Annotated in this window: 15 protein-coding genes; 5 read left to right on the top strand and 10 right to left on the bottom strand. The window is 72.6% G+C overall.

What is annotated here, in order from left to right; translation table 11 throughout:
- The first annotated feature begins 84 nt into the window (after positions 1-84).
- Positions 85-1,653 (top strand): methionine--tRNA ligase, encoded by a 1,569-nt coding sequence (locus AC3EUJ_RS12555; protein WP_431961195.1) that lies wholly within the window; start codon positions 85-87, stop codon positions 1,651-1,653.
- Positions 1,654-1,729: 76 nt separating this feature from the next.
- Here AC3EUJ_RS12555 and AC3EUJ_RS12550 read toward each other — a convergent pair whose 3' ends face one another.
- The 3 genes from AC3EUJ_RS12550 to AC3EUJ_RS12540 are packed head-to-tail and all read right to left on the bottom strand — an operon-like array spanning position 1,730 to position 6,011.
- Positions 1,730-2,989, bottom strand: coding sequence for an MATE family efflux transporter (locus AC3EUJ_RS12550; protein WP_431961194.1), 1,260 nt, complete (start codon positions 2,987-2,989; stop codon positions 1,730-1,732).
- Complete coding sequence (locus AC3EUJ_RS12545; protein WP_431961193.1) at positions 2,986-4,731, bottom strand: tyrosine-protein kinase domain-containing protein; 1,746 nt, start codon at positions 4,729-4,731, stop codon at positions 2,986-2,988. The genes AC3EUJ_RS12550 and AC3EUJ_RS12545 overlap by 4 nt, the downstream gene beginning before the upstream one ends.
- 23 nt (positions 4,732-4,754) lie before the next feature.
- Positions 4,755-6,011 (bottom strand): glycosyltransferase family 4 protein, encoded by a 1,257-nt coding sequence (locus AC3EUJ_RS12540; RefSeq protein WP_431961244.1) that lies wholly within the window; start codon positions 6,009-6,011, stop codon positions 4,755-4,757.
- A 165-nt stretch (positions 6,012-6,176) separates the two neighbouring features.
- On the opposite strand from AC3EUJ_RS12540, the gene AC3EUJ_RS12535 reads away from it, so the two are divergent.
- Positions 6,177-6,623 carry an FAD synthase family protein gene (locus AC3EUJ_RS12535; RefSeq protein ID WP_431961192.1) on the top strand — a complete coding sequence of 149 codons (447 nt, stop codon included), beginning with the start codon at positions 6,177-6,179 and terminating at the stop codon, positions 6,621-6,623.
- A 17-nt stretch (positions 6,624-6,640) separates the two neighbouring features.
- Here the strand turns inward: AC3EUJ_RS12535 and AC3EUJ_RS12530 are convergent, their stop codons facing one another.
- The gene (locus AC3EUJ_RS12530) at positions 6,641-8,173 is read right to left on the bottom strand and encodes a hypothetical protein (protein WP_431961191.1); all 1,533 of its coding nucleotides are present in this window, start codon (positions 8,171-8,173) and stop codon (positions 6,641-6,643) included.
- A gap of 129 nt (positions 8,174-8,302) precedes the next feature.
- On the opposite strand from AC3EUJ_RS12530, the gene AC3EUJ_RS12525 reads away from it, so the two are divergent.
- Complete coding sequence (locus tag AC3EUJ_RS12525) at positions 8,303-8,848, top strand: WcaF family extracellular polysaccharide biosynthesis acetyltransferase (protein ID WP_431961189.1); 546 nt, start codon at positions 8,303-8,305, stop codon at positions 8,846-8,848.
- A complete protein-coding gene (locus AC3EUJ_RS12520) occupies positions 8,845-10,008 on the top strand; it encodes a glycosyltransferase (protein WP_431961188.1) in 1,164 nt (387 codons plus the stop codon). The genes AC3EUJ_RS12525 and AC3EUJ_RS12520 overlap by 4 nt, the downstream gene beginning before the upstream one ends.
- Here the strand turns inward: AC3EUJ_RS12520 and AC3EUJ_RS12515 are convergent.
- The 5 genes from AC3EUJ_RS12515 to AC3EUJ_RS12495 all read right to left on the bottom strand — a co-directional run bounded on the left by AC3EUJ_RS12515 (position 9,953) and on the right by AC3EUJ_RS12495 (position 16,353).
- Complete coding sequence (locus tag AC3EUJ_RS12515) at positions 9,953-10,792, bottom strand: glycosyltransferase family 2 protein (protein WP_431961187.1); 840 nt, start codon at positions 10,790-10,792, stop codon at positions 9,953-9,955. The two genes, AC3EUJ_RS12520 and AC3EUJ_RS12515, sit on opposite strands and share 56 nt — an antisense overlap.
- Positions 10,789-11,493: a hypothetical protein gene (locus AC3EUJ_RS12510; protein WP_431961186.1), complete on the bottom strand. Its 705-nt coding sequence runs from the start codon at positions 11,491-11,493 to the stop codon at positions 10,789-10,791. Before AC3EUJ_RS12510 ends, AC3EUJ_RS12515 begins: the two co-directional genes overlap by 4 nt.
- Positions 11,490-13,718: a LamG domain-containing protein gene (locus tag AC3EUJ_RS12505; protein WP_431961184.1), complete on the bottom strand. Its 2,229-nt coding sequence runs from the start codon at positions 13,716-13,718 to the stop codon at positions 11,490-11,492. The genes AC3EUJ_RS12510 and AC3EUJ_RS12505 overlap by 4 nt, the downstream gene beginning before the upstream one ends.
- Positions 13,719-13,827: 109 nt before the next feature.
- Positions 13,828-14,031, bottom strand: a complete 204-nt coding sequence (locus AC3EUJ_RS12500) for a hypothetical protein (RefSeq protein WP_431961183.1) — start codon at positions 14,029-14,031, stop codon at positions 13,828-13,830.
- A gap of 105 nt (positions 14,032-14,136) precedes the next feature.
- Positions 14,137-16,353 (bottom strand): LamG-like jellyroll fold domain-containing protein, encoded by a 2,217-nt coding sequence (locus tag AC3EUJ_RS12495; protein ID WP_431961182.1) that lies wholly within the window; start codon positions 16,351-16,353, stop codon positions 14,137-14,139.
- A gap of 202 nt (positions 16,354-16,555) precedes the next feature.
- Here AC3EUJ_RS12495 and AC3EUJ_RS12490 point away from each other — a divergent pair, with 202 nt between their 5' ends.
- Positions 16,556-16,966, top strand: coding sequence for a nuclear transport factor 2 family protein (locus AC3EUJ_RS12490; protein ID WP_431961181.1), 411 nt, complete (start codon positions 16,556-16,558; stop codon positions 16,964-16,966).
- Between the two features lie 44 nt (positions 16,967-17,010).
- Here the strand turns inward: AC3EUJ_RS12490 and AC3EUJ_RS12485 are convergent, their stop codons facing one another.
- Positions 17,011-19,719, bottom strand: a complete 2,709-nt coding sequence (locus tag AC3EUJ_RS12485; protein WP_431961180.1) for a CBM96 family carbohydrate-binding protein — start codon at positions 19,717-19,719, stop codon at positions 17,011-17,013.
- Positions 19,720-19,839: the final 120 nt, after the last annotated feature.

Genomic DNA, 19,839 nt, shown 5'->3' with positions numbered 1-19,839 from the left:
CGCGTCCGCGTCTTCCGAGGCCCCCACCGGGGCCTCGATCCTTTCGCGCATCGGAGCCCCGCCCCGCCCCTCCCGGAGGTTCCGATGACCGCACCCCAGGCTTCCCGTTTCTACGTCACCACCACCATCCCGTACGTCAACGCCCGCCCCCACCTCGGCTTCGCGCTCGAACTGGTGCAGGCGGACGTGCTGGCCCGGCACCACCGCAGGCGCGGCGAACCGGTGCGCTTCCTCAGCGGCACGGATGACAACTCGCTGAAGAACGTGCTGGCCGCCGAGGCCGAGGGCATCCCCGTCCAGGACCTCGTGGACCGCAACGCGGCCGCCTTCGCCGCGCTGGACGCCCCGCTCGCGCTCTCCCTGGACGACTTCATCCGCACCAGCCGCGACCCTCGCCACCGCGCCGGCGTGGAGCGGCTCTGGCGCCGCTGCGCCGCGGCGGGCGACCTCTACCGAGAGCACTACGAGGGCCTGTACTGCGTGGGCTGCGAGCAGTTCTACACCCCGGACGACCTGGTCGACGGCCGCTGCGCCGAGCACGGCACCGAGCCGCAGACGGTCGCGGAGGAGAACTGGTTCTTCCGGCTGTCCCGGTACACCGACGAGCTGCGCGCGCTGATCGAGGACGGGCGGCTGCGCATCGAGCCCGCCGCGCGCCGCAACGAGGTGCTCGCCCTGCTCGCCCGCGGCCTGCGCGACTTCTCCGTCTCCCGCTCCCAGACCCGGGCCCGCGGCTGGGGCATCCCGGTGCCCGGCGACCCCGGCCAGGTGATCTACGTCTGGTGGGACGCGCTCGGCAACTACGTCACCAGCCTGGGCTACGGGGGCGAGGGGCAGCGCGGCGCCGCGTACGAGCAGTGGTGGGCGGGCGACGGACGGCGGGTGCACCTGGTGGGCAAGGGCGTGCTGCGCTTCCACGCCGTCTACTGGCCCGCGATGCTGCTGTCGGCCGGGCTGCCGCTGCCGACGGACATCCTCGTCCACGACTACCTGACGGTGGACGGGCGCAAGATCAGCAAGTCGGCCGGCGCGACCGTCGACCCGAAGGAACTGGTCGGCGAGCACGGTACCGACGCGGTTCGCTGGTGGCTGCTGCGCGAGGTGCCGCGGGTGGGCGACGCCGACTTCACGCGCGAACGGCTGGTCGCCCGCGCCGACGCGGACCTGGCCGGGGGGCTCGGCAACCTGGTGCACCGGGTGGTGACCATGGTCCACCGCTTCCGCGACGGCCTCGTCCCCGCGGCGGACAGGCCCGGCGAGCCCGGCACGGAAGCGCTACTGACGGCATGTCAGGAGACGCCGGACACCGTCGCGGCGGCCCTGCACGACGTGGATTTCCGGCGGGCGACGGCCGCCGTGTGGCGGATCGTCGACGAGGCCAACCGCTGCATCGACGAGACCCGGCCCTGGGAACTGGCCCGCGCCGAACGCCGCCACCGCAACGCCTTTGCCGGACACCGCCTCGACGCGGTCCTGGCCGCCCTGGTGCACGCCTGCCGCGCCCTCGCCGCCGAGCTGGAACCCTTCCTGCCGGACGCCGCCGCCCTGATCGCCCGGCGCTGCGCGCCCACCCCGGACGGCCACCTCCCGCCGCCGGCCCCGCTGTTCCCGCACTCCGCCCACCGGCAGCCCGCCGCGACGCCCGGCCCGTGAGGCCGGGCCCGCCCCCACCCTCCCGCCCGCAGTCCGCATCGGTGCGACCGAAGGGAGCCGGACACCCCGCCGGGCGCTAGGCCGGGGCCGGTTCGGGGCGGGTCTCGGGGTCGTCCGCCGGGGCGGTCTCGCGGCGGACGACGGCGATGCGGGCCCAGAGCACCAGCGCCTTGAGGGCCGAGCCGAGGGCCAGGCCCCAGGCGGCGCCGAGGACGCCGCCGAGGGCGTAGCCGCCGATCATGAAGGCGACCGAGGCCAGGGAGAAGACCACCTGGATGGGCAGGGTCGCCTTCGGCCGCAGGACGCGGAGGGTGAGCAGGGCGCTCGTTCCGGCGGCGATGGCGGCGTACTGCGTGCCCGTCGCGGGCAGCAGACGGGACGCCGCCGCCCAGGTCTCGCCGAGCAGTTCACGGCCGGCCCGGTCCGGCAAGGCCGTGAGGACGGCCGTCCAGACCGCGGCGACACCCGCGAGGACGGCGGCGAGGACGGCCGTCGCCCGGACCTGCCCGCGCATGCCCGGGACGCGGCCCAGCAGCGGGGGACCGAAGGCGGTGGCGGAGTTGAACAGCACGTTCATCGGGCCGAAGAGCGTCGTCGTACCGCGCAGCGAGCCCACCGCCAACTGGCTGGCGAACACACCGAGGCCGACCACCGCGAGCTGGCTGGAGGCGTTGCCCACGCCGTACTCGACGACGAAGCGCTGCCCGAGGTGGCCGCGGCGCACGAAGCGGCGCAGGTCGGTCCTGGCGCCGCGCAGCCGGGGGGCCAGCAGGGCCCCGCCGAGCAGCAGCGCGGGCGCCGCCGACAGGCCCCACACCGCGACCAGCCTGGCCGGGCCCGTGCCGTGCGGTTGCAGGGCGAGCGCGGGAAGCGCGACCGCCAGCCGCAAGGAGTCGCCGGCGAGGGCGAGATGGGGCAGCCGCAGGGTCGAGAAGCAGTAGCGCAGCCCGTCCTGGGTGAGGACCAGAGGCAGCACCATGCCGAGCACCGCCAGCGCCCACGCCGTCTCGCCGGGGACGAAGGCGAGCACCGCCGCCATGGCGCCGCCGGCCACCGTGGAGGCCACGGCCACGAAAGAGGCCGCCGAGCGGCAGGCGGCGGCCACCGAGGCGTCCTCGCCCCGCTCCAGCACCAGGGCCTGGCCGACGTACGAGACGCTCACGCCCAGCAGCACGGAGAAGACGGTGTAGACCATCGAGAAGACCGAGAACCCGGCGGCGCTGGACAGCCGCGCGGCGACCACGAGCACCAGGATGTTCGTGAGCGCCGCGACACCCTGGTCGAGCACGGAGCAGACGATCGCGGTCCTCGCGCCCGGCGCCGGGCGCACCGTCACCTGGTCACCGTGCGCAGCGGGATGGTGTCCGTGGTCGGCGCCGGGGTGTCGTCACCGGAGGGCAGGGGCGTCCTGGCCGTGGCGGCGTTGGTGGCCGCCGCGGCGGTGACCCCGGCGTCGGCGGAGGACGCGGCCCCGGCCGCCGGGACGGAGGCCTCGGAACGCGACGCGGCGGCGGCGTTCCGCTTGCGCGCCGCCCGCCGGGCCCGCCGGGCCCACCAGCCGCGGCCGGGCGAGGTGTGCAGGACGGCGCCGAGCACCGTACTGCCCACGCCGCTGATCAGCTGGCGGACCCGGTCGAGGTCGGCGCGGTGCACCGCGTGCGGGTCGGCGACGACCAGGACCCCGTCGATGCGGTCGGCCACCGCGAGCGCGTCGGCGTACGTGAGGACCGCCGGCGCCAGCACGATCACCGCGGCGCCCGGGGCGTCCGCCTCAGCGAACAGCCGGCTCGCCGCCGACGAGGTGAGCGCCCGCGCCACGTTGCGCACCCGGCGCCCCGGCACGAGGTCGAAGGAGCCGGACTCGCCGGCGTCGATGGGCACCTGGAGACCGGCCGGCCAGCCGCCCTCGCTCAGATGCGGGGAACGCGCCCAGCCGGGCCGGGAGCCGTCCGCCGCGCGTAGCCGCGCCGAAAGCCCGGGGGTACGCAGGTCGGCCTCGACCAGCAGCACGTCCATGCCCATCTCGGCGAAGGACGCGGACAGGTTGACGGCGACCGAGGCGGCCGTCTCGCCGGTGCCGCGCGGGGCGACGACGAGCAGCCGGCGGTGCTCGGCGAACCGCTGGTCGTAGGCGAGCCGGAAGGCGACCGAGCGGAACTCCTCGGCCAGCCGCGGGTCGGCTTGGTCGACGGCGAGCAGCGGGCCGCCCTTGGCGCGCGGCAGGGTGCCCAGCACGGGCGCGCGCAGCGCCCGCACCACGTCGCTCTCGGACCGCGCGGTGGGGTCGAAGACCAGCCGCACCCACGCGGCCAGCAGGCCGATGGCGATGCCGACGAGGGCTCCGAGGCCGAGCATCATGGGCAGCCCGGGGCCGGAGGCCGCGGACGGCGGGGAGGCGACCCGGATCCACTTGCCGGGCGTGGTGTCGAGGGTCTGCAACCTGGTGATGTTGGTGCTGAGTTCGGAGATGCGGCCGACGAGGGTGGCCTGCACCGTCGTGGCCGCGTCGAGAGTGGGCCCCTCGCCCAGCCTGGCTATCTGGTCGTCGAGTTCCTTGCGCTGCTTGACCACCGGGTCGAGCTGTTTGCGCAGGTTGTGGACGGTGTTCTTGATGGTGTTCTCGGTGGTCTCCTGGCGGGCGTCCATGAACGCCTGGGTGAGCGCGTTGGCCCGGCGGGCCGCCTCGTCCGGGTCGGTGTAGGTGTACGCGAAGCGCAGCACCAGCGTGTTGGGCGGGTTGGTGACCTGGAGGTCGGACTGGAGCGAGGAGACGGAACGTGCCGGCAGGTGCAGCTTCTTGGCGGCGCGCTTGGCGATCTCGTTGCTCATCGCCGTCTGCCGCTCGGTGCCGATGTTGATCGCCTTGTCGGGTGCCGTGCCGCCGGCCGCGAACTCGTCGACGGTGGCCGCCCGCAGTACGACCTCGCTGGTCGCGACATAGGTGTCCTTGCCGGAGACGGCCAGGTATCCGCCGCCGAGCAGCCCGATCAGCACACCGGCCACCAGCAGCGCGCGGTAGCGGACGAGCTGACGGAACTGGTCGCGCAGGAGGTCCGGTTCGTCGTGGGCCTCGGACATCTGCGATGCGTGCGGTTGATCACTCACGTGCGTGGAACCCCCCATACGTCCGATCCCTCAGGATCGACAGCTTCTACGGCCGTGTCCAGTGCCTCCGCGAGGAGCGCACTGATCCGTGACAATCCGGCCTCACGACTCAGGTGCGCCGCCACGTACACGGGTCCCCGGGCCCCGAGTTCGGCGGCGGCCTCCGGGTCCTCGGCGAGGGCGCGCACGGCCTTGAGGAACGCCCCCGGGTCCTCCGGTTCCACCAGCAGCCCGGCCTCGGACCGCAGCACCTCCTGCGCGGTGCCGCCCTCGGCGGCGACGGAGGCGACCACGGGCCGTCCGGCGGCGAAGTAGGAGGTGAGCTTCGACGGGATGCTCATGTCCAGCACCGAGGCCCGCTGGGTGACCGCCAGGACGTCGGCGGCGGCCAGCACGTCGGCGAAGTCGGCGTCGTCGGCGGGCGGCGCGAACTCCAGGTTGGGCACGTTCGCCGCGAGGTCCCGCAGGTGCTCGCGCTGGTTGCCGTCGCCCATCAGGACGATCCGCACCGAGGGGTCGAGACGGGCCGCCTCGACCAGCACCTCCAGGCCCTGCTTGAGCCCCATGTTCCCGGAGTGCAGCACCACCGTCTGCCCCCGGCCCCAGCCCAGCCGGGCCCTGGTCTCCTCGCGCGGGCGCGAAGGACGGGCCACGTGCGACCAGTTGGGGACCAGCCGGATGCGCCCGCGGTCCACGCCCATCGCGGCGACCTTGTCCACGAAGCTCTCGTGGATCACGCCGACCAGCGTGGCCCGCTTCAGCGCGTACGCCTCGACGGCCCCGGCGGCCGCCGCCGCCCGGTCACCGCCGCGGATGCCGCTCTGCGCGGCGGCGGCGCCCATCAGGTCCTGCACGATCGGCACGTACGGCACCTTGTGCCGGGCGGCGATGCGCGCGCCGATCACACCGCCGGCGAGGCTCGGCATCTGCGCCACCACCGCGTCCGGCCGGACGCGGGGCGCCGCGACCAGCCCGTGGGCGAGGATCGACGCCTCGAACAGGGCGCGCTTGACGGCCGTCTGACGTGGCGGCACGGTGTGCCGCCGGCGGTGCACGCGCACCCCGGCACGCCGCTCCTCGATCCGCCACACGCCCCTGTACGCCGGATCGAGCCGCCACGACGGGTAGTGCGGCATGCCGGCGAGCACATGGACCTCCGCGCCGCCGCCGTCCGCGGCCGCCCAGTGCTCGGCGATCTGTGTGGCGTACGGGCCGATGCCCGCGTGCTCGGGCGCGTAGTTGGTGGAGACCAATAGCAGTGTGCGGCCCTTGAACTCGGGCACGGAAGGACCCCTTCCCCCCAGAAGTGACCAGATGCTCACCTTATCCGTTCACCGGAGAAACACACTGGCTTCACGCTAATGTCTGAGACTCCGCAGCTCGCGGAATGGTTGTATTCCTGTGGGGGGATTCGCGACATGGCGCACCGTGTGGGGTATGCACCTGGTGTTTACGACCTGTTCCACGTCGGCCACCTGAACATCCTGCGGCACGCCCGCAGCCAGTGCGACTACCTGGTCGCGGGGGTGGTCTCCGACGAGATGGCCGCCCTCGCCAAGGGGCGCAGGCCGGTCGTCCCGCTCGTCGAGCGGCTGGAGATCGTCCGCAGCGTGCGCTTCGTCGACGCGGCCTTCGTCGAGACCGTCCCGGACAAACTGGAGACCTGGGAGCAGGTCCGGTTCGACGTCATCTTCAAGGGCGACGACTGGCGCGGCACCGAGAAGGGGGACCGGCTCGAGCGCGACTTCGCCACGGTCGGCGTCGAGGTCGTCTACTTCCCCTACACGGTGCACACCTCCAGCACGCAACTGCGCCGCGCGCTCGACGCGCTCACGACCCCGGCGGCGGGCGCGGCCGGACGGTAGCCCACCGGGGCGCCCCGTCAGCGCAGGTGCTTGCGCTCGTCGGATCGCAGGGTCGTGACGAGGGCGAAGCAGATCAGGGCGACCCCGATGCGGCCCGAGGCCTGGAGCAGCGGCCCGCGCAGGAGGATGAAGGAGTAGCCCGCGACGAGCGGGATGACGATCGCCATCACGTTGCCCGGGCGCGGGTCCACCGAGGTGCGCAGCGCATAGCGGCGGTCGCCCCGGGCGGCGACGTAGCCGAGGGCGGTGAACGCCACGACGACGCCGCCGGCGCCGAAGTCGATCCAGACCTCGGCCCACGTGGGAGAGGACAGGTTGACGTTCTTCATCCCCATCCACTGGCCGATCATGACGCCCGTGTCACGGGGCTTGCCCTGCCAGACCGACCGCGGCACGAAGAAGAACGCGGAGCCCGCGAGCTGGCGGCCGTAGAAGTGGCCGGGGCCGCTGTCCGAGAAGGTGATGGTGTTGGCGAACATGCCGACCTGGTCGTAGTCCTTGATCGCCAGCGGCTCGAAGACGGACGTGGTCTGCACCGGCTTGTAGCCGTCGTCGTCGTAGCGGAAGCGGTCGGCGAACGGGAAGACGACCAGCGCGGCCAGCACGCCCAGGGCCAAGGCCGTCCGGTACATCGCCGGGCTCCTGGGGAAGGCCGTGAACAGGAACGAGAAGAGCACCGTCAGGAACCAGTAACGCGGGTTGCTGATCGGGTTGTTGACCACCCCGTTGAGCAGCAGCAGGGCACTCCAGGTGGCGATCACCAGCGGCCGGCGGCGGGCTCGCCGCGAGGTCACCAGCCAGCGGGTGAAGACGAGCAGCGCCAGGAGCGCGGGGACGGTGCCGAAGCCGCGCAGGAAGGCGGAGCCGACGTTGGACTCCGCGGAGGCGGCGCCGTCGGCCCGGATCGTGTCGGTGATGGCCTGCCGGCTGCTGAAGAACACCGCCGGGCCGCCCAGTTTGACCACCAGCAGCGCGCTGCCGACGAACGCGATCGCCACCAGCAGGAACACCCGTCTGCGGTGGAAGGAGGCGGAGCGGTCCCCGCGCCGCGCCCGGCGGATCGGCCGGTGCCGCGACAGCAGGGCGCCGACGTCGAAGGCCGCGCAGCCGATCAGCACCAGCGCGACCGCGACCAGCAGGTCGGCGCGGGTGCCGACGACCGGCGTCGGCGTCTGGTCCAGCACGTCCTGCACGAGCGGGGCGACACCCATCGCCACGTACACGAAGAGCCAGAACGAACCCTGGATCAGCTTGCGGTGGGCCGTCAGCGCCATCACCGCCAGCCGGGTGCCGGAGTAGCAGGTCAGCACCATCTGCAGCCAGAAGACGCCGTCGCGCACCCCCGGGCCAGGCTGCGCCGCGACCACCGCCGGCAGGAACAGGCCCAGGCCCAGGATGAGCGGTACGGCCAGCGCGCGGGAGAGCAGCGCCCGCGGCGAGACCGCCGGGACCTCGACGTCGCCCGTCCCCGGACCGGCCGGGCCCCCCGGGCCGCCGGGCTCCCGCGGCGGGATTCCGCGCGGCTGGATTCCGTGTGCCTGAACGGCCATGCGACAGCCCCCCAACGATTCCCCTCGCGCAGTCTATAGATCCTGCCTCCCCGGTAGCGCGTCCACGGATAATCTGTGCGAACGGTGCCGGGGAGGGCACCAGGGGCGGGGGTTCTTGGGGGTGCGTCCGTGACGGCACGTGATCTGTCGGCCTTCACACTGGCCGGGTACGACAAGGGACGGGGCAAGGCCGTCCAGGCACTGTGGTTCGCGGTGATGAACACCGTGTTCTCCGCCTGGTTCTGCCCGGCGCGGCTGCGGGTGGCGATCCTGCGGGCCTTCGGCGCCACCATCGGCGAGGGCGTGCTGATCCGGCACCGGGTCCGGGTGCTGTGGCCCTGGAAGCTGACCGTCGGGGACCGCACGTGGATCGGCGAGGGTGCCTGGCTGCTCAACCTGGAGCCCATCACCATCGGCACCGACGTCTGCGTCTCCCAGGAGGCGCTGCTGTGCACCGGCAGCCACGACCACCGCACCGTCGACTTCCGCTACCGCAACGCGCCGATCACGGTGGAGGACGGCGCCTGGGTCGCCGCCCGCGCCATCGTGCTCGCCGGGGTGACGGTGGGCCGCCACGCCATCGTCGGCGCCGGCACGGTCCTGTCGAAGGACCTGCCCGAGCTCACCCTGCACGCCGCCGACGGTATCCGGACGCTCAAGGAGCCACAGTCGTGAAGGTGCTGCACGTCGTCACCCTGCACACGCCGACCAACGCCTTCGGCGGCCCGACCCGGGTCGCCCTCAACCTCGCCCGTGGGCTGCGCGGCCGCGGCGTCGACGCCGAACTGGTCACCCTGGGCGACGGCTTTCCCGAGGGCGAGCTGCCCGGCGAGGTGGAGGGCGTGCCCGCGCGAATCTTCCGGGCCCGGCACGTGCTGCCGCGCTTCGAGGTCTCCGGGATCACCTCACCGTCCCTGCTCGCGGGCGCCCGGCGGCTGGTGCGCTCGGCGGACGTCGTCCACGTCCACCTGATGCGCGACCTGATCACCCTGCCGGTCGCCGTGGCCGCGCTGCGGTGCGGGCGGCCGCTGGTGCTGCAGACGCACGGGATGGTCGACCCCAGCGACAAGCCGCTGGCCAAGGTGCTCGACGCGCTCGCCACCAAGCGGCTGCTGCGCCGCGCCGACGCCGTGCTGCACCTGACCGAGTGGGAACGCACCGACCTGGAGGCCGTCGTGGGCGCGGGCAACCTGGCCCGTCCGGTACGGCTGCCCAACGGCACCGCGCTGCACCAGCCGAGGGTCCGCAGCGGCCCGCCCACCGTGCTCTACCTGGCCCGCTTCCAGGCCCGCAAGCGCCCCAAGGTCTTCGCGGCCGCGATCCCGGAGATCCTGAGACGGTACCCGGACGCCCGGTTCGTCCTGGCCGGCCCGGACTCGGGCGAGCTGTCCGGCACCCTGGAGACCGTCCGCGCGCTGGGAGTCGAGAACGCCGTCAGGCACGTCGGACCGCTCAGCCACGCCGAGGCGCTGGAGGCCTTCCGCGCCGCAGACGTCTACGTCCTGCCGTCCGTGGACGAGCCGTTCGCGATGTCGCTGCTGGAGTCGATGTCGGTGGGCACGCCCGTGGTCGTGCGGGAGTCCAACGGCCTCGCGCCCGACATCGAGCGGGCGGGCGCCGGACGGGTCGTGTGGCGGCCCGAGGACGTCGGGAAGGCCGTCCTGGAACTGCTGGAGCCCGAGGCGAACCAGGCGGCCTCGCGGGCCGCCTGGCGCCTCATCCGGGACGAGCTGTCGCTCGACGCCGCGCTCGACGTCCTTCAAGGCGTCTACGAGACGGCTATGAAGGAACGTTCTCCCGCGTCTTCAGCCCGATCTGCCAGCGGTAGAAGCTGAGCGCGAGGGCGTAGTCGAAGCCGGCGCGGCCGTCGAGGAAGCCGCGCCGGGCCAGGTAGGTGTAACCGAAGAAGAGCAGCGGCTTGAACGGCACCCTCTGGAAGAGCCTGCCCTGCCGGGTCTTCAGCCCGCGTACCTGCTCCTTCGCCCCCGGGTGGTGCTCCAGCCAGGCCTCCCAGTCCGAGTAGCGGTTGTGCCGCTCGAACCAGGTGCGTAGCGGGTCCAGGTCGCGGTGCTCGATGCGCCCCTTGAGCCTCCCGACGGGTCCGTCCGCACGCGGCTGGTAATGGCCCTCCTGCTCGCCCATGCCGGGTGCGCCCAGGTCGTCGACCTCCGGGTACGACACCCGGGTGCGGTCCAGCAGCGACCGCTTGACGACGGTGTAGCCGCGCCGCAGCGGCCGCCCGGCGAACCAGTACAGCAGCGGGATGTCGAAGGCCGCGGGCAGGACCGGCTGCCGCGCGAAGAGCTCGCGGAGCTCGGCGATCAGCTCCGGCGTGGGCACCTCGTCCCCGTCCAGGAACAGCAGCCAGGGGATGTCCGGGTGGACGTTGTCCAGGCACCACTGCTTCTTCTTGGGGTACTTGCCGTCCCAGGTGTAGGGGACGACCTGGGCGCCCAGCGACTCGGCGATGGCGCGGGTGTCGTCGGTGCTGCCGGAGTCGACGACCACCACCGCCTCGAAGTGGTCGATGACCGAGCCGACCGTGGTGGCGATGTTCTCCGCCTCGTTCTTGGTCGGGATCGCCACCACGACGGGGAGCCTGCTCACGAGTTCGTTCACCGGCCCTCCCGTGCCCAGGCGAAGCAGCCGCGCGAGTCGAAGGTCCTCGTGCCCGCGGTGATCGTGACCTTGTGGGCCGTGCCGGTCTTCGTGCCGGCCGTCCAGGTGCAGTCCTTGGTGGGGGTCAGGGCGCGGTAGGTGCCGGGCACGACGACGCTGCCCGCCTTCGCCTTGGTGCCCACGGTGTAGGAGCCGTCGGCGAAGCCGGTCGCGGCGGCCGCCAGGATGTCCTCCTGGTCCGGGCACAGGTGGGTGACGGCGCCCTTGGCGCCGCCGATCTGCCCGGTGATGATGCCGCCGATGGCGGCGTCCTTGTCGACCTCGGCGACGCGCGCGATGCGGTCACAGGTCTCCTGGCCGAGCTGGAGCACGGCCGCGGGGTCGGTGCCCCTGGGCACCCGCCCGGACAGGTAGGCCTTCTCCTTCTTGGTGAAGGAGCCGGTCACCGGGGTCAGTTCCGCCTCGGGGACCTTCGGCCCGCTCGGGACTGCGTCGGAGGCGGGGTCGGTGGGGGCGGTCGGTTCCGCCGAGTCCGAGCCCGGGTCCGGGGCCGGTACGGAGGCGGAGGCGGAGGGCGCGGGCGCGTTCTTGGCGGCGGTGCCCTTGCCGTCGGAGCCGCTGGAACAGCCGGTGAGCAGCACCGCCGCCGCCGTCAGCAGGACGGCGGCGGCGGTGGCGACCCGGCGGGGCGGGTGGTTCATCCGTTCTTCCCCAGGTCGTAGTGCTGGGCGATCTGCGAGGCGGACAGCACGCTCGGGTAGATCGCGGTCTCGTCGATGCTCCCGGCGAAGTAGTTGCTCGACGGGCGGCTGGTCCAGCCGGAGAGGTTGTCGCCTCCGACGTGCCAGTAGCCCACGTAGTCGTTGCCGCCGGTGATCAAGGGGTTCGACGCCTGCAGCGAGCCGTCGACGTACAGCCGCATCCCGCTGGAGCCCTGCGTGGCGACGACGTGGTGCCACTCGCCGTCGTTGTAGGCCCCGAGGGTGGTGACGGTGCGGTTGCTGCCGCTGCGCACGCCGAAGATCAGGCGGCCGGCGTTGGTCATGTAGACGTGCTTGTCGGTGGTGGCGCTCGCCTCGGTCGTCCGGTCGCCGAAGCCGATGATCTTGCCGCCGGTGGTGGTGGTCGTCCGGAACCAGGTCTCGATGCTGTAGGCGGACGGCCGGTTGTGCTTGGCGTCGCTGTACGACCACTGCGTGGTGCCGTTGTAGGTCACGGCGGTGCTGCCGGAGCCGGCGATCGCGCCCGGGCTCACGCCACGGGTCGGGCCGCCGACGTGGTTGCCGCCGTCGTCGGCCGGCGAGCTGTCGGCGACGAAGGTGTTGGCGGTCTCGTTGTAGCGCCAGTACAGCGTGGCCCCGTCGGCGAGGACCTGGGTCGGGTAGGCCTCGGGCACGGTCGCCGCCGTGACCGTCTGGGTCGGCGACTTGACGGTGGTGTTGGTGCCGTCGCTCGCGGTGACCCGGTAGGTGTAGGTGGCGCCGGCCGTCACGTCGGTGTCGGTCCAGGTCAGCTGCGGCCGCACCCACGGCAGCGAGGAGGCGGTCGTGGTGTACACGGGCGTGGTGCCGCCGTTCTTGTACACGCGGTAGGTCAGCGAGCTGTCGTCCAGGTCCAGGCTGGTCTGGATGCGGACCTTGACCGAGCCCGGGGTGACGCTGGAGGCGTTGACGTTCGGGGTGGTAGGCACGCCGGTGTCCGGGCCCGAGGAGAAGCGGGTCAGCCCCTGCTGGGCGACCCCGTTGACGGTGGTGAACTCGCCGCCGACCCAGAGGTAGTCGGTGCCACCGGAGGAGGAGACGGACATGACGCGCGGGCCGATCCCCTCGCCCAGGCCGTCGTTGGTGTCGGGGAACCAGCCCAGCTTCGCGGGGTTGTCGACGGACTCCGCGAGCAGGTGCTTGCGCCGCTGGTTCGGGTACTCGCCCATGCTGCTGCAGTCGTGCGCGTGCGAGCCGCTGTACAGCACGGACTTGTACACCTCGACCGACTGGGTCGCGCCGAGGCAGGTGTCGCGCCAGCGCTGGTTGAAGTCGTCGAGGTTGAGCGCGATGCGGCCGTCGAAGACGCCGCCGCCGGTGCCCTCGTTGCCGGTGTAGACGCCGGTGGCGTCGGTCGTGAGGTCCTTGACGACCGACGTCGACGGGATGAAGGTGGATCCGTATCCCTTCACCACGGCGCCGGTCGTCGCGTCGACCACGGCCAGGGCGTGCGAGGCCGTGCCGTTGACGTGGTCGAAGTCGCCGCCGAGGACGACGTTCGCCCCGTCCGGGGTGATCTCCAGCGCGCGGCCCGGCGCGTCGCCGTCGGCGGTGAAGGAGGTGACCTCGCCGGAGGTGGTGACGGCGGCGAAGTTGGCGTGCGGCCGGCCGTCGACGGAGCCGAAGTCACCGCCCAGGTAGACGGTGTCGCCGGTGACGGCCAGCGCCCGGACGGTGGCGTTGACCGCGACGGCGAAGTTCGTCCTGACGGTGCAGGTGGCGATGTCGATCGCTGCGAGGCTGCTGACCGGGGTGCCGTTGACCGCGCCGAAGAAGCCGCCCGCGTACAGCGTGGCCCCGTCCGGCGACACCGCCAGCGCCCGCACGGTCGCCGTGCCGGAGCCGACGGTGAAGGACAGGCTGCAGTCGGTGGGTGCGCCGGTGGCCGCGTCGAAGGCGGCGAAGTTGACCGCCGCCCGTTCGTTCGGTCCGCCCGCCGCCTCTCCGGACGGACGGACCGAGGAGAAGGTGCCGCCGGTGAAGACGGTGCCGTTCGCCTGCGCCATGGCGAAGACGATGCCGTTGGTCTGCCAGGTCGGCAGGCTGTCGGCCGTCATCGCCACCGGTGGCGTCAGGGCCACCGCCGGCTGCGGCGCGATCGCTCCCGCCGCCAAGGAGCCCGCCGCCATGGTCAAGGCAGCGGATATGGATCTGAGCTTGCGCATGTGCCCCCCAAGGCCCCAATGCCCCCGAGCGTCCCACTTGGCCGCCCGTGCACCGCAGGGTATGGGCTGACATACGGCTGATGGACGGTGTTTGAAGAAAATGTGAGCACTAAGGTGCGCCGAAGGTCAGTACGAGCACGGGATGGTTGCCCGCTCCCGCCGCCTCGCTCGACCACAGCCACAGCGCGTCGCTGCCCGTGCTGGTGAGCGCGAGCGCGTAGGAGCCGCCCGGGGCCCCGGCCAGCGTGTCGGCGTTCAGCGCCGTCTCGTACGTGCTCCGGGCCGCCGTGGCCCCGGTGAGCGTGCCGCGCACCGCGGGCGGTCCCGAGGTGCCGTGGCCGGCCGACGCCGCCCATGCGGTGTCGTACGCGTCCTGCGAGACGGCGACCCTGGCCTTGGTGCCCGGCGCCGTGCCGCCTCACCCGGCGCCCAGCGTGTGGTGGCCGGCGACCTGGGAGGCGGTCAGCACCAGCGGGTAGACCGCGGTCTCGTCCAGCTGCCCGGCGAAGTAGTTGCTGGTGGGACGGTTCGGCCAGCCGCTGAGGTTGTCACCGCCGATCCGCCAGTAGCCCACGTGGTTCTGGCTGGTGGTCGTGGTGTTGGTGCCGACGAGGGCGCCGTCGACGTACAGCCGCATACCGCCGCTGCCCTGGGTGGCGACGACATGGTGCCACCGGCCGTTGTTGTAGGTGCCCCGCGTGGTGATGGTGTGGGTGCCGCTGACGTAGACCCCGAAGGCCAGGCGCCCGTTGTTCGTCATGTAGATGTGCTTGTCGTAGTTGCTGCTGAGGTTGTTGTCGACGTTGCGGTCGCCGAAGCCGATGAGCTTGCCGCCGGCCGTGGTCGTGGTCCGGAACCAGGTCTCGACACTGTAGGCCGAGGGGCGGTTGTGCCGGGCGTCGCTGTAGGCGTAGTCGTTGGTGCCGTTGAAACCCATGGCGGTGCTGCCGGGCACGGCGCCGGGGGTCCGCCGGTACAGCGGTCCGTTGAGGTAGACCGCGTTGTCGTTGCCGGGCGAGGAGTCGGCGCCGAACTGGCCGGAGGCCTCGTCGTAGCGCCAGTACAGTTTCGCGCCGTCGGCGAGCACCCGGGCCGGGTAGGCCTGGGTGGCCGAAGCGGCGGTCACCGACCGGGCGGGGGACAGTGCGCTGGTGTTGGTCCCGTCGCTCGCGGTGACCCGGTACGAGTACGTCGTGCCCGCCGTGACCGAGGTGTCGGTGAAGGCCAGCTGCGGGCGCACCCACGGCAGCGAGGAGCCGGTGGTGGTGCGGATCGGCGTGGTGGAGCCGCTGCGGTAGACGCGGTAGGTCAGCGGGCCGTCGTCCAGATCGAGGCTGGTCCGCCAGCGCACGGTGACCTGGCCCGGCCGGATGCTGGCCACGTTCACCTCGGGCACGCTCGGAGCCCCGGTGTCCGGGCCGGAGGCGAAGCGGGTCAGGCCCTGCTGGGCGGCCCCGGCGACGGTGGTGAACTCACCGCCGACCCAGAGGTAGTCGGTGCCTCCGGAGGAGGCCACCGTCATCACCCGCGGGCCCAGTCCCTCGCCGATGCCGTCGTTGGTGTCCGGGAACCACGGCAGCAGGGTCGGGTTGCCGACGGACTCGGCGAGCAGGTGCTTGCGCCGCTGGTTCGGGTAGCCGCCCATGCTGCTGCAGTCGTGCGCGTGTGAGCCGCTGTACAGCACGGTCTTGTAGACCTGCACGGACTGGGTCGCGCCGAGGCAGGTGTCCCGCCAGCGCTGGTTGAAGGTGCTGATGTCGAGGGCGATGCGGCCGTCGAAGACGCCGCCGCCGGTGCCCTCGTTGGCGGTGAAGACCCCCGTGGCGTCCGCCGTCAGGTCCTTGACGACCGAGGTCGGCGGGATGAAGCCGCCCGGGTACGCCCGGGTCAGCGCCCCCGTGCCGGTGTCGACCACGGCCAGGGCGTGGGACGCGGTGCCCCTGACGGTGTCGAAGTCGCCGCCGATCACGGCGTGGGCGCCGTCCGGGGTGAGCTGGACCGCCCGCCCGGGCTTGTCGGCGTTCGGGTTCCAGGCGCGCAGCGCTCCGGCCGTCGACAGCGCGGCGAACCGCGGCCGGGACTGTCCGGCCACGGAGGTGAAGTCGCCGCCCACGTAGAGGGTGTCGTCGGTGACGTCGATGGCCCGCACGGTGGCCGAGAAGGAGGGCCGGAAGGAGGCGATCGGCGTGCAGCTCGCGATGTCGATGGCGGCGAGGCTGCTGACCGTCACTCCGTTGACGGCGTTGAACCAGCCGCCCGCGTAGAGCGTCCGCCCGTCCGGTGAGACCTCCAGGGCGCGTACCGTCGCGGTGCCGGAGCTGATGGTGAAGGAGAGCCGACAGCCGGTGGGAGCGCCGGTGGCGGCGTTGAACGCCGCGAAGTTGACGGCGGGCTGCGTGGTGCTGCCGGACCCGGAGGACCTGATGGCCGAGAAGGTGCCGCCGGCGAAGACCGTGCCCCCCTGGTGGGCCATCGCCCACACCACGCCGTTGGTCTGCCAGGTCGGCAGCGGGTCCGCGGTGATGGCCACGGGCGGGGTCAGCGCCCCGGCGGTCGGCGCCGCCGCGACCCCCGCGCCGGCCAGTGAGGCCGCCGTCAGTACCAGCGCAGCGGACAGTCTTCCCCAAGTGCGCATGAGCCCCCCAGCCCTCGCCGCCCCCGGCGGTGCGGAAACGAACCGCCCTGCCCGGCAGCGTACGCGGTCTCGGGCGGCTGGGAGGAGACTTCGGCCTAAACTCCGGGCTCGGGTGGGGGCGGCACGAGGGGACGGGGCTCCGGCGAGGGCCGGCGCACCGCCTCTCCCGCGGCGTACGGGCACCCTCTGATAGGACAGGAGGATGCAGGAAGCAGCGGGCCAGGAGGCCATCGACACCTTCATCGCCGCGTTCAACGCCTCCCACGACGGGTACGTCCCCGCGCTGCTGTCGCGCGCGCTCACCCCGGATGTCGTCTTCTGGGGTCCGCTGGGGCGCAGCGAGGGGGTCGCGGCCGTGGAGCGTTTCATCATCGAGATGCGCGGGCACCCGGCCGGGCCCGGCGCCATGGCGCGTTCCTCGGCGGTGGACATGCCCGGGGAATGGGCGCGCTATCAGTGGGCCTTCCGCACCGCGGAGGGCGAGCGGGAGCTCACGGGGACGGACGTGGTGCACCTGCGGAACGGCAGGATCGACCAGATGATCGTGTTCGCCGGAGAGCTGCCGCCGACGGGATCGTCCGCACCGGCCGCGCCCCGGGGCGGCGAGGAGTGAGGAGGGGCCCGGCCGGGACTCGGCCGGGCCCCTCCGTCACCTGGTCAGGAGCCGAAGGTGAGCACGAGCCGCGGCCCGTTCGCGGAGGACGCGGCCTGCCGCGACCACAGCCACATCGCGTCCGTGCCGGTGCTGGTCAGCGCCAGGCTGTAGGAGCCGCCCAGCGAGCCGGTGAGCGAGGAGACGTCCAGCGGCACCGTGAACGACGTCGAGCTCGTCGTCGCACCGCTCAGCGTGCCCAGGACGGTCGAGGAGAGCGCCGGACGGCTGCCGTAGGTGACCCCGGTCTCCGTCCACGCGCCCGTGACGGGCACGACGGAGACGGTGTCGTTGGTGCCCGCCGCCGGGTCGCTGCTGGTCATGACCCGCAGCACGGCGCTCTTCAGGGTCTGGCCGGCCGGGGCCGGCGGCAGGCTGAAGCGCAGGTACGTCAGGTAAGCGGAGCTGCCGCGGACGGCCAGTGAGCCCGAGGTGCCGTAGTTGGCCGACGGTGCTCCGGCGTTGACGTAGGTGTCCTCGGCCGGGGTGAGCGTGGAGACGGTGTCGGCCGGGGCGCTCGCCAGGGCGTAGTGGTTGCCGACCTGGGCGGCCGTCAGCACGGACGGGTAGACGGCGGTCTCGTCGATCTGCCCGTTGAAGTAGCCGCTGGACGGCTGGTTCGGCCAGCCGTTGAGGTTGTCGCCGCCCGCCCGCCAGTAGCCGGTGTAGTTCTCGTTGGAGGTCTGCGGGTGGGTGCCGGCGAGGGTGCCGTCGACGTACATCTTCATGCCGTCGGCGCCCTGGGTGGCCACCACGTGGTGCCAGGCGCCGTTGTTGTAGGCGGCGCCGGTCGTGATGGTGTTGGTGGCGCCGGTGTAGACGCCGAAGACCAGCCGGCCGTCGTTGGTCATGTAGACGTGCTTGTCGTACTGGCTGCTGGTGCCGTTGGTGGTGTTCCCGAAGCCGACGATCTTGCCGCCCGAGGTCGTGGTGGTCTTGAACCACGACTCCACGCTGAAGGTGGCCGGGCGCGGGTGGCTGCGGTCGCTGTGGACCCACTGGTCCGAGCCGTTGAAGCCGACCGCCGTGCTGGAACCGCTGACCGCCCCCGGGCTCTGCCGGTACGACGGCCCGCCGACGTAGTCGCCGTTGTCGTCCGACGAAGAGGCGTCGGCGGCGAAGGTGCCGCCGCTCTCGTCGTAGCGCCAGTACAGGTTCGCGCCGTCGGAGAGCACCGCCGAGGCGTAGCTGTTGCTGCCGCCGGCCACGGTGACCGTGGCGGTCGAGGACAGCGGACTGGTGTTGGTGCCGTCACTCGCGGTGACCCGGTAGCTGTGGGTCGAGCCCACGGTCAGCCCGGTGTCGGTGAAGCTGAGCTGCGGCCGTACCCAGGGCAGCGAGCTGCCGGAGGTGGTGTACACGGGAGTGGCCACGCCGTCCCGGTAGACCTTGTACGTCAGCGCGCTGTCGTCCTTGTCCAGGCTCGCCTGCCAGCTCACCTTCACCTGGCCGGCCGCCAGGCTCGCCGCGCTCGCCTCCGGCGTGCTCGGGTTGCCGGTGTCGGGACCGTTGGAGAAGCGGGTCAGGCCCTGCTGCGGCGTGCCCTCGACGGTGGTGAACTCACCGCCCACCCACAGGTAGTCCTTGCCGCCCGCGGACGACACGGACATCACGCGCGGGCCGATGCTCTCGCCGAGGCCGTCGTTGGTGTCCGGGAACCAGCCGAGCAGCTTGGGGTCGTCCACCGACTGCGCCAGCAGGTGCTTGCGCCGTTGGTTGGGGAACTCGCCCATGCTGCTGCAGTCGTGCGCGTGCGAACCGCTGTAGAGCACCGTCTGGTAGACCGCGAGCGACTGGGTGGCGCCGAGGCAGGTGTCGCGCCAGCGCTGGTCGAAGTCGCTCAGGTCGAAGGCGGTCCGGCCGTCGAAGACACCGCCGCCGGTGCCCTCGTTGGCGACGTACAGTCCCGTCGCGTCGTCCGTGACGTCCTTGACGACGGAGGTCGCTGGGAAGAAGCCCATCGGGTACGCCTTCGTCAGCGCGCCCGTGCCGGAGTCGACGACGGCCAGGGCGTGCGAGTCGCCCCCGCCGATGGTGTCGAAGTCGCCGCCGATCATCACGTGGGAGCCGTCCCGGGCGACCTGGACGGCCCGCCCCGGCTTGTCGCCCTGCGGGTCCCAGGCCGTCAGCGCCCCCGCGGTGGACAGTGCCGCGAAGTACCGCCGGGACTGCCCGGCGACGCTGGTGAAGTCACCGCCCATGTAGACGGTGTCCGCCGTCACGTCCAGCGCCCGCACGGTCGCGGAGACCGCCGGGTGGAAGGACGCGATCGGCGTGCAGCTCGCGATGTCGATGGCGGCCAGGCTGTTGACCTGGACGCCGTTGACGGAGCTGAAGTAGCCACCCGCGTACAGCGTGTCGCCGTCCGGTGAGACGGCCAGGGCGCGCACGGTGGCCGTGCTGCCCGGGCCGATCGTGAACGACAGGTGGCAGTCGGCCGGTGCGCCGGTGGCGGCGTCGAACGCCGCGAAGTTCACCGCGGACTGCTCGTTGCTGCCCGCCGCGCTGCCGGGCGGACGGACGGTGGAGAAGGTCCCGCCCGCGAAGACGACCCCTTCCGACTGGGCCATCGCCCAGACGATGCCGTTGGTCTGCCAGGTCGGCAGTTCGTCCGCGGTCATCGCGACCGGCGGGGTGAGCGCGGTCGCCGCCGGAGCCGCGACCACCCCCAACCCCGCCAGAGTGCCGGCCACCAGTGTCCCGGCGGCGGTCATCGCCCCAAGTCTTCGCATGTGCCCCCCAAGGCCGTCTCGTACACAAGCGGCCCGATCGCCCACCTGTGGTCGGCAGCGTAGGGGCCCGTAAAGCTTCTCGCGTGAAAGTTTGACGAAATT

It is taken from the genome of Actinacidiphila sp. bgisy160, assembly GCF_057707815.1.
The sequence above is the reverse complement of the archived record's forward strand: the minus strand, read 5'-3'. Positions and strand labels throughout refer to the sequence as shown.